This is a genomic window from Cupriavidus oxalaticus, assembly GCF_038900635.1.
Lineage (GTDB): Bacteria > Pseudomonadota > Gammaproteobacteria > Burkholderiales > Burkholderiaceae > Cupriavidus > Cupriavidus oxalaticus_B.
Map to the genome: position 1 here is coordinate 14151 of NZ_JAYMRX010000029.1, position 12310 is coordinate 26460.

The 12310-nt window shown below is 71.3% G+C and carries 8 protein-coding genes; all 8 read left to right on the forward strand.

Annotated elements, in window-relative coordinates:
- Position 1: 1 nt before the first annotated feature.
- From bcsZ to bcsR, 8 genes are read left to right on the forward strand one after another with little or no spacing between them, the layout of a single operon-like run.
- Positions 2-1210 (forward strand): cellulose synthase complex periplasmic endoglucanase BcsZ, encoded by a 1209-nt coding sequence (gene bcsZ / locus VSR71_RS30355; protein WP_342917269.1) that lies wholly within the window; start codon positions 2-4, stop codon positions 1208-1210.
- A complete protein-coding gene (locus tag VSR71_RS30360; RefSeq protein WP_342917270.1) occupies positions 1183-5025 on the forward strand; it encodes a cellulose synthase subunit BcsC-related outer membrane protein in 3843 nt (1280 codons plus the stop codon). The genes bcsZ and VSR71_RS30360 overlap by 28 nt, the downstream gene beginning before the upstream one ends.
- Before the next feature lie 44 nt (positions 5026-5069).
- Positions 5070-6809, forward strand: a complete 1740-nt coding sequence (gene bcsE / locus VSR71_RS30365; RefSeq protein ID WP_342917271.1) for a cellulose biosynthesis protein BcsE — start codon at positions 5070-5072, stop codon at positions 6807-6809.
- Positions 6810-6831: 22 nt separating this feature from the next.
- The gene (locus tag VSR71_RS30370) at positions 6832-7035 is read left to right on the forward strand and encodes a hypothetical protein (protein WP_029047114.1); all 204 of its coding nucleotides are present in this window, start codon (positions 6832-6834) and stop codon (positions 7033-7035) included.
- Positions 7032-7844 (forward strand): cellulose biosynthesis protein BcsQ, encoded by an 813-nt coding sequence (gene bcsQ / locus VSR71_RS30375; protein ID WP_342917272.1) that lies wholly within the window; start codon positions 7032-7034, stop codon positions 7842-7844. Before VSR71_RS30370 ends, bcsQ begins: the two co-directional genes overlap by 4 nt.
- Positions 7844-10435, forward strand: a complete 2592-nt coding sequence (bcsA, locus tag VSR71_RS30380) for a UDP-forming cellulose synthase catalytic subunit (protein WP_342917313.1) — start codon at positions 7844-7846, stop codon at positions 10433-10435. The genes bcsQ and bcsA overlap by 1 nt, the downstream gene beginning before the upstream one ends.
- Before the next feature lie 42 nt (positions 10436-10477).
- Positions 10478-12076: a cellulose biosynthesis protein BcsG gene (bcsG, locus tag VSR71_RS30385; protein WP_342917273.1), complete on the forward strand. Its 1599-nt coding sequence runs from the start codon at positions 10478-10480 to the stop codon at positions 12074-12076.
- Complete coding sequence (gene bcsR / locus VSR71_RS30390; RefSeq protein ID WP_342917274.1) at positions 12073-12291, forward strand: BcsR/BcsP family cellulose biosynthesis protein; 219 nt, start codon at positions 12073-12075, stop codon at positions 12289-12291. The genes bcsG and bcsR overlap by 4 nt, the downstream gene beginning before the upstream one ends.
- Positions 12292-12310: the final 19 nt, after the last annotated feature.

Below are 12310 nucleotides of genomic sequence, written 5' to 3' on the forward strand. Positions count from 1 at the left end.
CATGCGGCGCACCCTGACAGGCCTGTGCCGATGGCTGGCAGCCGGCGCGCTGGCCTGTGCCTCGCTGGCCGCCGCTGCTGCTGCGCCCGCGCCGGCCTGCAAGTGGGCCGACTGGGATGCCTTCCGCCAGCACCTGATGAGCGGCGACGGGCGCGTGATCGACCGCAGCTCGGACAAGCAGGCCACCGTGTCCGAAGGCCAGGCCTACGGCCTGTTCTTCGCGCTGGTGGCCAACGACCGCGCCAGCTTCGACAAGCTGCTGGCGTGGACCGAGAACAACCTGGCGCAAGGCGACCTGGCCTCGCACCTGCCGGCGTGGATCTGGGGCAAGCTCACGCCCGCGCAGGCAGCCGGCGCCGGCAACCCGGATAGCGGCTGGGGCGTGATCGACAGCAATCCGGCATCCGACGCGGACCTGTGGATCGCATACGCGCTGCTGGAAGCGGGCCGGCTGTGGCAGGAGCGACGCTTCACCGCGCTCGGCACCCTGCTGGCGCGACGCATCCTGCGCGAGGAAACCGCGGTGCTGCCCGGCCTGGGCCGCACCGTGCTGCCGGGACCGCAGGGCTTCAGGCTGGGCGACCAGCGCTGGCGCCTGAACCCCAGCTACGTGCCGCTGCAGGTGATGCGCCGGCTGGCCGCCGCGCTGCCGGAAGAGCCGGCGTGGCAGCAGATGGTCCGCACGTCGGCGCGGCTGATGCTGGACACCGCGCCGCGCGGCTTCTCGCCCGACTGGGTGGAATATGAAGCCGGCCGCGGCTTCCTGCCCGACGCGGCCACCCACGCCGAAAGCGCCTACAACGCGATCCGCGTCTACCTGTGGGCCGGCATGCTGCCCGCCGACGAGCCCCAGCGCGCCGCGCTGCTGCGCACCTTCACGCCGCTGGCCGACTATGTCGCGGCCAGGGGCTATCCGCCCGAGCGCATCGATACCCAGACCGGCCAGACCGGCCCGGGCGACACCAACGCGGGCAACGGCGGCTTCAGCGCCGCGGTGGCGCCGTACCTGGCCGCGCTCGGCCGCGCCGACCAGGCCGCCGCGCAGGCACGGCGCACGCGCGAGCTGGCGCAGCGCGAGCCCGGCGGCCAGGCCGGCTATTACACGCAGATGCTGACGCTGTTCGGGCTCGGCTATCTCGACGGCCAGTTCCGCTTCGCCCGCGACGGCGCGCTGCTGCCCGCATGGAAGACCGGATGCCCAGCGCGCTGAACCCGATCCTGCTGCCGGCGCTGTTCGGCGCCGCCGCGGTGGCGCCGCTGGCAGCCGCGCCGGCGCTGGCCCAACAGGCGCAGCAGGCCGCCAGGCCGTCGCCCGAACTGGCGCAGCTGCTGTCCGCGGCACGCATGTGGGAAGCCAAGAACCGCACCGACGTGGCCCGCGGCATCCTCGACAAGGCGCTGCTGATCGATCCCGGCCAGCCCGACGCGCTGATGCTGATGGGCCTGATCGAGCTGCGCTCCAACCGCCCGCTCGAAGCCGAGAAGATCCTGCGCCGGCTGCGCCAGGCCAATCCCGGCCATCCCGCCACGCTCGAGCTCGAAGACGCCTACCGCATCGCCACGCGCGACAAGGCCGAGATGGCGCGTATCCGGCTGCTGGCGCGCGCCGGCAAGTCGGAGGAAGCGATCTCCCGGCTGCGCCAGCTGCTCCCGCACGGCGCCCCGCGCGGCGAGCTGGCGATCGATTACTACCGCATCCTGGCCGGCACGCCCGCCGGGCGCACCGCGACCATTGCCGAGCTGCGCACGCGCGTGCGCCAGAACCCGGACGACCTGCGCCTGCAGATGGCGCTGGCCAGCCTGCTGACCGACCGCGAGGCGACGCGCCAGGAAGGGCTCGGCATCCTGCAGCGCATCGCCCGGCGGCCCGACGGCGACCGCAAGGGCGCGCTGGAGATGTGGCGGCGCACGCTCTACAACGTCAGCGACGATCCCGCGTACTACAAGTGGTTCGAGGCCTACCTGCGGGAAGTGCCGGACGACGACGCCGCGCGGCAGACGCTGGCAGAACTGGGCAAGCACACCAGCCCGGCCTACCAGGCGCGGCGCGAAGGCGAGAAGCAACTGGCGCGCGGCAATGTGCGCGAGGCCGAGACCGCGCTGGAGATCGCCAACCGCAAGCGCCGCGACGAGGGCGAGACGCTCGGCAACCTGGGGCTGGTACGCCTGCGCCAGGGACGCCACGATGAAGCGCGCGAGCTGTTCACGCGCGCCGCCCAGCTCGATGCCGGCAACCGCGGCAAATGGCGCAGCCTGGAGAGCACCGCCACGTTCTGGGGCACGCTGGCCCGTGCGCGCGAGGCCAATGCCCAGGGCAAGCCGGCGCAGGCCGAAGCGCTGGCGCGCCAGGCGCTGCAGCAGCAGCCGGACAACGCCAATGCGCGCGCCATCCTTGCCGACGCACTGATCGCGCAGGACCAGCCGGCCGAGGCCGAACGCCTGCTGCGCGCCAACCTCGCCGGCCCCGAGCCCGACATCGGCAGCCTGCGCACGCTGGTGAAGCTGCTCAACGAAAGCGGGCGCGGCGACGAGACCGGACCGCTGATCGCCAGCACCGCGAGCCGCCTCAAGGGTTCGGCCGAAGAACTGCGCAGCCTGCGCGCCGAACTGCTCGCGCTGCAAGGCGAACAGCTGCTGGCGCAGCGCAAGCAGAGCCCGGCGCTGGCGCGGCTGGAAGAATCGATCCGGCTGGCGCCGCAGGATCCCTGGACGCGCTTCACGCTGGCGCGCGCCTACCGCGACCTGGGCCTGCCGGCGCTGGGCCGGCGCGTGATGGACGAAGGCGTGGCCGCCGCCGGGAGCGCAGAGATGCGCTATGCCGCGGCCCTGTACCTGAATTCGGTCGACGACATCGACGCCGCCAGTGCGCTGCTGGCTGGCGTACCGGACGCCGAGCGCTCCGACGGCATGCGCCGCCTGTCGGGCAACCTGGCCGCGCAGCGCCTGCTGCGCGAAGCGCGCCAGCTGTCCGCGCAGGGCCGCGAAGACGAAGCGATGGCCAGCTTGCGCGCCGCCGCGGCCGAGGTGCCCGACGATCCGCAGATGCTGGCATCGGTCGGACGCGAATGGATCGCGCTGGGCCAGCCCGACACCGGCCTGAAGCTGGTCACGGACTGGCTCGACGCGCATCCGGACGACCCCGCCATCGACGTGCGCATTCGCTATGGCGAACTGCTGGCCGCGGCCGAGCGCGACGATGCGCTGCGCGCGTGGATCGCAGACGTGCGCGCGCGTCCCGGCCTGAACGCCGCGCAACGCGCCGACCTCGACGACCAGTCGCTGCGGCTGGCGGTGCGCGCGAGCGACCGCCTGATCGCCGAGGGCGATTTCGCCGGGGCGCAGCGCACGTTGATGGCCGTGCCCGCAGCGCAGCAGCGCGAGCGCCGCTGGCTGCTGGCGCTGGCTGACCTGCGCGAGGCCCGGGGCGACTATGCCGGCGCCGCCGACGCTGCGCGCCAGGTGCTCGCGACCAACCCCAGGGACGCCGGCGCGCGGCTGATGGTGGCCAACATGCTGGAGCGCCAGGGCGACGAGAAGCAGGCGCTTGAGATCGTGCGCGCGGTGCTCGCCGATACCCCCGAGGACGACATCGACACGCGCCTGTCGATCGCGCGCCGCTTCACCGCGATGCGGCGCGAGGACGAAGCGCTGGCGGTGGTCGGCCCGCTGCGCCAGCGCTATCCCGAGCGCGCCGACATCGCGGTGCAGGCCGGGCGCATCGCGCAGTCGCGCGGCAACTTCGACGAGGCGGCGGCGCTGTACCGCGAGGCGCGCGTGATGGAACAGCGCGAGGGCGTCAGCCCGCGTCCGGACGACACCGCGGAGGGCACCGCGGCCGGCCGCGCGCTGGCCTCGCTCGAAGCCCGGCGCGAAGGCCAGGTGGCCTCGGCGGTGCTGTTCTCGCACAAGACCGGCGATCCCGGCATCTCGCGCCTGCTGGCGACCGAGATCCCGCTGTACGTGCGCATTCCGCACGGCTACACCGGCCATGCCTTCTTCCATGCCGACACGGTGCTGCTCGATGCCGGCACGCTGCCCGCCGACAACCTGTCCGCCTCGCGCGACTTCGGGCGCATCCGCGCGCTCGGCAATACCGGCCTCGGCCCGATTGGCCAGAACGACCGCGGCGTGGCGCTGGCCGCCGGCTACGAGTTCAACGGCGCCTACAACAGCTGGCGTGCCGACATCGGCACCACGCCGCTGGGATTCCTGCGGCAGAACATCGTCGGCGGACTGCGCTGGCGCGGCGAGATGGGGCCGGCATCGACCACCATCGACGTGTCGCGGCGCGCCGTTACCAGCAGCCTGGTGTCGTACGCCGGCGCCACGGATCCCGCCCATATCGACCCGGCCACCGGCACGGTCACGCCCGCGGCCACCTGGGGCGGCGTGGTGCGCAACGGCGTGCATGTGCGCTATGCGCGCGACGTGGGGCGCTTCGGCCTGTTCGCCGATCTCGGCTACGGCATCTACACTGGTCACAATGTCCTGACCAACCGCGAGTTCACCGTGCGCAGCGGCTTCGACGTGCCCGTCTTCGTGCGGCGCGACCAGCGCCTCACCAGCGGCCTGGTGCTGAACTACTGGCGCTACAGCGAGAACAAGCGCTACTACAGCTTCGGCCACGGCGGCTACTACAGCCCGCAGCGCTACCTGTCGTTCGGCATCCCGCTGGACTGGACCGGGCGGCGCGACAAGCTGTCGTGGCGCGTGCGCGGCTCGGTGGGGCTGTCGAGCACGTATGAGAAGTCGATGCCGTACTACCCGACGGATTCCCGGCTGCAGGAGCTATCCGGCAATGCCACCTATGGCGGCGGCTCCGGCGGCGGCTTCAGCTACACCATCGGCGCGGCGATCGAGTACCGCTTCGCGCCGCACTGGGTCGCCGGCGCGGTGTTCGAGATCGACCGCTCGCGCGACTACGCGCCGAACCGCGCGCAGGCCTACGTGCGCTATTTTTTCGACAAGCAGCAGGGGCCCGTGCCCTACCCGCCCACCCCGGTGCGGCCCTATTCGACTTACTAAGCGACTTGCCAAGCGACTTACTGACCTATATTCCGAGCCTCGCCATGAACGACGCCAGCCGCCCCACCGCCCCGCCGCCGCCGCGCGCGCGCAAGAAGCCGCGCGCCTGGCTGCAGGCGCGTCCGGCGCTGGCCATCGATGCGCTGCCGCCGGCACTGGCGGCGCTCGAGCCCGCCGCCGTGCACGTGGTCTATGCCGACGCCACGCCCGCCTGCGACGCGCTGTTCTGGCAGAGCGCGGCGCGGCTGCTGCGCGCGCGCACCACGGTGCTGTCCCCGCGCGAGCCGGTCGGGATCGCCGACATGCTGCGCGCGCACGGGCTCGACATCGAACGCTCGCGCACGCTGCATACGCGCGCCAATATCTGCACGCTGCGCGGCGTGCCCGATCGCTCCGGCATCGGCGTGCTGACCGAAGCGCTGCAGGCCGTGGTGGACCAGTGCGGCGCACAGGGCAGCCAGTTCCTGGTGGAGGGCGCGCAGGGGTATTTCCGCTGGGACGACCCGGTCGCGCTGGCCGATGACGGCGAGCAGCTGGCGCAATGGTGCAGCGCCAACGGCTGCGGCGTGCTGCTGGTGATGGAGCCGCCCGGCGGCGCGGCGGCGCTGCAGCTGGCGTCGCTGGCCGGATTCCACCGGCATTTCGCCGGCGTGGCGCGGCTGGCGCAGCAGCACGGGCACTTTGTCTGGGAGGTCGGCTTCTGGCGCCACAAGGACGCGATCCTGCCGCCCGAGGTGGTGCCGCTGCGCTTCTCGCCGGTGGACCGTGGCCTGGTGGCCGGCAGCGGCGCCGACGACGCCATCGCGCCCGGCGAGGCCCCCACGCTGCTGGCCCCCGACGAGGACCGCATCATCGTCAGCCGCGCAGCCGTGCTGCGCGAACGCTGGATCCCCGCGCACTGGCAGGTGGTCGACGACAACGCCGCCGCGGTGGCCGCCGCCGCCGGTGCGGTCGCGGCCACCGTGGTGCTGCACTACGGCCAGATCGCCGAGCTCGAGACCCTGGCCGGCCAGGTGCACCAGTTGCGCCACGACGGCGGCAAGGCGCTCAAGATCGTGGTGCGCGAGGACCACGAGATCCTGCGCCAGCGCTACGAGCTGCTGATGATGACGCTGGGCGCCAGCCTGGTGATCCACCGCAACACGCCGTTCGCGCGCGTGCAGACCATGATCGAGGCGATCCAGGGCCAGGTGTTCTCGCGCCCGATCCTGCCCGACTACAAGAGCGCGCTGTCCGCGGTGGTGGCCACCGCCGCCACGGGCTACGTGCCGCCCGCCGACTTTATCTCGCTGGTGCGCACCACGCTCGAACGCAGCAGCGTGATCCGGCTGCCGCACGTGTTGCTGGAACTGCCGCTGCTGCCCGAGGTGGCGCATGTCGACGCGCTGCGCGCGTGCCAGATGCAGGATGCCGGCGACCTGTGCAGCGCCGGCAGCAACGCGGTCTACGCCTTCTTCTTCGCCTGCCGCATGGAGAACGTCGAGACAGCGTGCCGCCATGTGTTCGTGCGGCCGATGTCCGAGCTGTTCGGCGGCGAGCTGCGCTGCGGCGATCCCGAATCGATCCTGGGCTCGCTCAAGCGGCTCGAATCCGATATCGCGCAGCGCCCGGTGCAGGACTACAGCGGCTGGCTGGCGAGCCAGCCCGGGCCGTCGCCGGTGGCGGCGCCGGCGGAACTGCCGCCGCAGGACGCGCCGATCCCGCTGTCAGCGACCGCGCGCGCGCGCCGGGGCCGGCGCGCGCAGCCGCAGGCCTTTACCATCCCGCTGAAGCCGCAACGCTAGGCAAGATCGACAGGAAATCACCATGGACTTGTTTCTCGGCTATTTCATCTGGGGACTGATCCTGGCCGTGCCGGTGGCCTGGGTGGTCTGGCACTTCCGGCTGCTGCGCCTGCTGCCGCGCTGGCGCCTGCCGCGCGCGCGCCGCGCGGTGCGGCTGCCGCCCCAGCTGCAGCCGGTGGTGATCCGCGGCCGGCGCTGGCGCGAAGCGAGCGGAGAGCGCGAATGAAGACCGTAGCCATCGTCTCGACCGTCGGCGGCGCGGGCCGCACCACCGTCACCGCCGAACTCGCCACGCTGCTGGCCTGGCACGGCCATCCTGCGCTGGCGCTCGAATGCGACCCGCGCGGGGTGCTTGGCTTCCATTTCGGCCTGCGCGCGCCGGCCGGGGCAGGTCTGTGCAACAGCGCCAGGTGGAATGAAGCGGGGCAGCGCAGCGACGACGGCGTGCTGTTCGTGCCGTGGGGCGACCCCGGCGGTGCCGCCGAGCAAGGCCGCATGGCCGAGCGGATGGAGCGCGATCCGCACTGGCTGCGCGGCCTGCTGGCCCAGGTGGACCTGCCGGCCAATGCGCTGGCGCTGGTCGACAGCGCGCCGTGGCCGTCGCCGTATGCGCGCCAGGCCATCGCCGCGGCGGATCTGGTGCTGGTGCTGGTGCCGCCGCAGCCGCAGACCTGCGCCACGCTGCCGCCGCTGCGCGCGGCGCTGCGCGAGAGCGGCGCCGCTGTCGCCTGCGCGGTCACGCGGCTGCAGCCGGCGCGACAGCTGCATACCGATATCTCGGTGCTGCTGCGCGCCACGCTGGACGGCGACCTGCTGCCGTATGAAGTGCACGAGGACGCCGCCGTGCCCGAAGCCTTTGCCCGAGGCGAGAGCTTTTGCCGCAGCACGCCGTACTCGCAGGCGGCCCATGACCTGCAGGGGCTGGCCTCGTGGGTATCGGGCTGGAGCCTGCTCGCCGTGCGCGGCAAGGCCGGACCCGACAGCGTGCGCGACATGGGCGCCCGCCCCATGGCCACCGAGACCGAGCGGACATGATGCGCGCGCTGCTGCCCCTGCCGCTGCGCCGGCGCGCGGCCGACTGGTTCCAGGTGCTGCGCCGCGCGCTGGCGCGCGAGCTGGGCGTGGCCACCGAGGCCCCGGTCAGCCTGTGGCTGCTGCGGGTGTTCTTCCGCACCCCGCCGCGCGGGCGCCCTGACGTGGCGCTTCTGGCTGCCAACTGGATGCGGCGGCGCCTGCGCCAGCGCCTGGATATCCCGCGCCACCAGCACGGCCCGCGCATCTGGCTGAGCCGGGCGCTGCTGCGGCCGCCGCGCGCACTGGTGCCGCTCGCCGCCGGCGTGCACCATCGCCGCAAGCCGCAGGCGCCGCCCGAGCCCAGCGCACTGCGCCGCTGGTTCCGCAGCTGGCTCGAACCGGTCTACTTCCGCGCCAAGCGGCTGCGCCGGCGGCTCCTGGCGCGGCTGCCGGCCATCGACTGGAAACGCGTGGGACTGCGTCTCGAGTCGCTGTCGCCCACTTTGTCCGGCGTGCCGTGGCTGATGCCTGCGCTGCTGTCGCTGGCCGCCGCCGCGGGCATCCTGCTGTGCACCACGCCGCTGCCGCTGCGCGACCAGTTTCTGCTGGCCATGCTGATCATCGTCGGCCTGCTGGTGCTGCGCCGCATCCCCGGACGCGCCGCCACGCTCACCATGGCCGCGCTGTCGGTATTGATGGCCGGCCGCTATATCTGGTGGCGCATCACCACCACGCTGCAGTTCGAGAACGTGCCGGAAGCTGTCTTCGGCTACCTGCTGTTCGCGGCCGAGCTCTATACCTGGATCGTGCTGTTCCTGGGCTACGTGCAGACCATCTGGCCGCTCAACCGACAGCCGGCGCCGCTGCCTCCCGATACCGCGAGCTGGCCTACTGTCGACGTGCTGATCCCCACCTACAACGAGCCGTTGCGGGTGCTGCAGCCGACCGTCTATGCCGCGCTGGGACTGGACTGGCCGCGGGAAAAACTGCGCATCTATATCCTCGACGATGGTGGCCGCGACGAAGTGCGCGACTTCGCGCGCGACGCCGGCGTGGGCTACCTGGCGCGCACCGAACACGCGCACGCCAAGGCGGGCAACATCAATTCAGCGCTGCGCCACACGCAGGGCGAGTATGTCGCGATCTTCGACTGCGACCACATGCCGGTGCGTTCCTTCCTGCAGATGACGATGGGCGAGTTTATCGCCGACCCCAAATGCGCGATGGTGCAGACGCCGCACCATTTCTTCTCGCCCGACCCGTTCGAGCGCAATTTCGACACCTTCCGCCGCGTGCCCAATGAAGGCAGCCTGTTCTACGGGCTGATCCAGGACGGCAACGATTTCTGGAATGCCACCTTCTTCTGCGGCTCGTGCGCGGTGATCAAGCGCGCGCCGCTGGAAGAAGTCGGCGGCATCGCGGTGGAGACCGTGACCGAGGATGCCCACACCGCGCTGAAGCTGCATCGCCGCGGCTACAACAGCGCCTATATCCGCATCGTGCAGGCCGCCGGGCTCGCCACCGAGAACCTGGCCGGCCATATCGGCCAGCGCATCCGCTGGGCGCGCGGCATGGCGCAGATCTTCCGCATCGACAATCCCATGTTCGGCAAGGGCCTGCACCTGTTCCAGCGCCTGTGCTACACCAACGCGATGCTGCACTTCTTCTACGGCGTGCCGCGGCTGATCTTCCTGACCATGCCGATCGCATACCTGTATTTCGGGCTGCATGTGATCCACACCTCGGCGGTGCTGATCATGGCCTACGTGCTGCCCTACCTGTTTGTCGCCAACATCACCAACTCGCGCCTGCAGGGACGCTACCGGCATTCGTTCTGGGCCGAGGTCTATGAATCGGTGCTGGCGTGGTACATCGTGCTGCCGACCACGATGGCGTTCATCAATCCGAAGCTGGGCAAGTTCAATGTCACGGCCAAGGGCGGACAGATCCGCGAGGAATACCTCGACTGGACCATCTCCAAGCCTTACCTGGTGCTGCTGGCGCTGAACGTGATCGCACTGCTGCTGGGCCTCGGTCGCATCCTGTTCGATCCGGCCTTCGAGCCCTCGGCGATCATCATGAACCTGGGCTGGGCGCTGGCCAACCTGGTGATGCTGGGCGCGGCCATCGGCGTGGCGCGCGAAGCGCGCCAGGTGCGCGTATCGCATCGCATCCCGATGCGCGTGCCGGCGACACTGCTGCTGCCCGACGGCCGCACGCTCGCGTGCAAGACCGACAACTATTCGCTTGGCGGACTGGGCCTGGCGCTGCCGGTGGAAGTCAGGGTCGAGCCCGGCACGCAAGTGGGCGTGTGCCTGTCGCGCGGCACCCGCAGCTACCATTTCCCGGCGGTGGTGACCCGCAATGTCGAGCGGCAGATGGGCGTGCGCTTCGACGGCATGGACGCGCGCACCGAGCAGCAGCTGATCCAGTGCACCTTCGGGCGCGCCGATGCCTGGATCCACTGGGTCGACGAGCAGCCGGTGGATGTGCCCCTGCGCGGCCTCAAGGAAGTGATCGAGATGGGCTACCAGGGGCTGCTGCGGCTGGTCGATGCGTTCCGCGGCGCCACCACGGCGCTGGCCGAGCGCGTGCGCCCGCGCCGGCTCTGACCTCAAACACAACGCAAACGCGGCAACGCCACGCTTCGGACAATGGGCATCTGGAACCTCTACTTCATCGCCAAGCTGTACCTGTTCTTTATCGGCCGGCTGCATCCCCAATGGCTGCTGAACCTGCTGTTCGCGCTGCTGCTGGTGGTGCGCATCCGCCATCCGGCGCTGTCCGCGCTGCGGCACGTGCTGGCGGTGGTGGCGGGCGCCGCGCTGATGTACCGTGAATCGGACCTGCCGCCATTCTCGCGCGTGGTCTCGCAGTTCTCGAACCTGCAGGCGTTTACGCCCGCGTACATGCTGGAACTCGCGCAGCGCGTCATCACGCGCGAGATGCTGCTGGTTGCGCTGGCGGCGCTGGTGATCTTCTGGCTCGTGAACCGCTGGGTGCGGGTGACAACGCTGGTGCTGGGCGCGCTGGTCGCGGTGCCGCTGTGGCAGGCGCTGTACGGCGCCGGCGGCCCCGGCGGCATCGCAGGCGCCCGCGCCGGCACCGCGACCGCGGCGCTGACCACCGGCGCGGCGCTGGCCGGTGGCGGCGCCGAGGTTACCGCAAGCGGCCCGGATGGCCGGCTGGCCGCGTTCCGCAACCAGGAAGCGCTGCGCCAGGTCAGCTTCCCACGGCTGGCGGCCACGCCCGGCACGTCGGATGCGCAGTACGACGTGATCGTGCTGCATATCTGCTCGCTGTCATGGGACGACCTCGACACGGCGCGCGCGCGCGACAACCCGCTGCTGCAGCGCTTCGATTTCCTGTTCACCAACTTCAGCTCGGCGGCCAGCTACAGCGGCCCGGCGGCGATCCGCGTGCTGCGCGCGGCCTGCGGCCAGCCCGAGCACAAGGCGCTGTACGACCCGGCGCCGGGCCAGTGCCACCTGTTCCAGGCGCTGGCGCAGGCGGGCTTCTCCACCCGCATGCTGCTCAACCACGACGGCCACTTCGACAACTTCCTCAAGGAAGTGGAGAAGGAGATCGGTGTCGACGGCGTCGCGCCGCCCCCCAACACCGGCCTGCCGGTGGCGATGCGCTCGTTCGACAGCTCGCCCGTCATCGGCGACTTCGACGTGCTGCAGCGCTGGTTCCGCGATCGCCAGCAGGCCGGCGGCGGACCGCAGGCGCTGTACTACAACACCGTGACGCTGCACGACGGCAACCGCATGACCGACAACCGTCTGTCCAGCCTGGAGTCCTATCCGCTGCGGCTGTCGCGGCTGCTGGGCGACATCGACAAGGTCATCGAGATGGTGGCGCAATCGGGCCGGCGCGCGGTGATCGTGTTCGTGCCCGAGCATGGCGCTGCCTTGCGCGGCGACGCCAACCAGATCGCCGGCATGCGCGAGATTCCGACCCCCCGCATCGTCAACGTGCCGGTGGGCGTCAAGCTGGTGGGCCTGCCCAGGCGCAACGACCGCACCGTCACCATCGATGCGCCAACCAGCTACCTGGGCCTGGCGCAGCTGCTGTCCAACCTGATTGCCGAGAACCCGTTCGCCGCGCAGGCACCGGACCTGGCCAGCTATGCCAGCGACCTGCCGCAGACGCAGATGGTCGGCGAGAACGAGGCCACCGTGACCATGCGCGAAGGCAACGGCTATGTCGTGCGCACGCCGGACGGGGTCTGGATCGAGGGCAAGCCATGAAGCCGGCCAACGCACGCGGGCTGCCGCTGGCGCGCAGCGATATCGACGTCCTTGGCAGCGAGGTCGACGGCTTCGACCCGCGCCGCTATTTCGACCACCAGGAACTGCGCGCCGCGCAGGCGGCGGCGCGGCGCTGGCCGCTGCTGGCGGGCCTGCTGGGATATGACGCGGAGCCGCCGCAGTCGCGACGTCTGACCGCCGCTCACCGCCGCTGACCGCGTACTACGGCGTGGC

Bases quoted from the DNA above. Each gene is read 5' to 3' on its own strand.
- bcsZ (WP_342917269.1), top strand. From the start codon at position 2: ATGCGGCGCACCCTGACAGGCCTGTGCCGATGGCTGGCAGCCGGCGCG.
- VSR71_RS30360 (WP_342917270.1), top strand. From the start codon at position 1,183: ATGGAAGACCGGATGCCCAGCGCGCTGAACCCGATCCTGCTGCCGGCG.
- bcsE (WP_342917271.1), top strand. From the start codon at position 5,070: ATGAACGACGCCAGCCGCCCCACCGCCCCGCCGCCGCCGCGCGCGCGC.
- VSR71_RS30370 (WP_029047114.1), top strand. From the start codon at position 6,832: ATGGACTTGTTTCTCGGCTATTTCATCTGGGGACTGATCCTGGCCGTG.
- bcsQ (WP_342917272.1), top strand. From the start codon at position 7,032: ATGAAGACCGTAGCCATCGTCTCGACCGTCGGCGGCGCGGGCCGCACC.
- bcsA (WP_342917313.1), top strand. From the start codon at position 7,844: ATGCGCGCGCTGCTGCCCCTGCCGCTGCGCCGGCGCGCGGCCGACTGG.
- bcsG (WP_342917273.1), top strand. From the start codon at position 10,478: ATGGGCATCTGGAACCTCTACTTCATCGCCAAGCTGTACCTGTTCTTT.
- bcsR (WP_342917274.1), top strand. From the start codon at position 12,073: ATGAAGCCGGCCAACGCACGCGGGCTGCCGCTGGCGCGCAGCGATATC.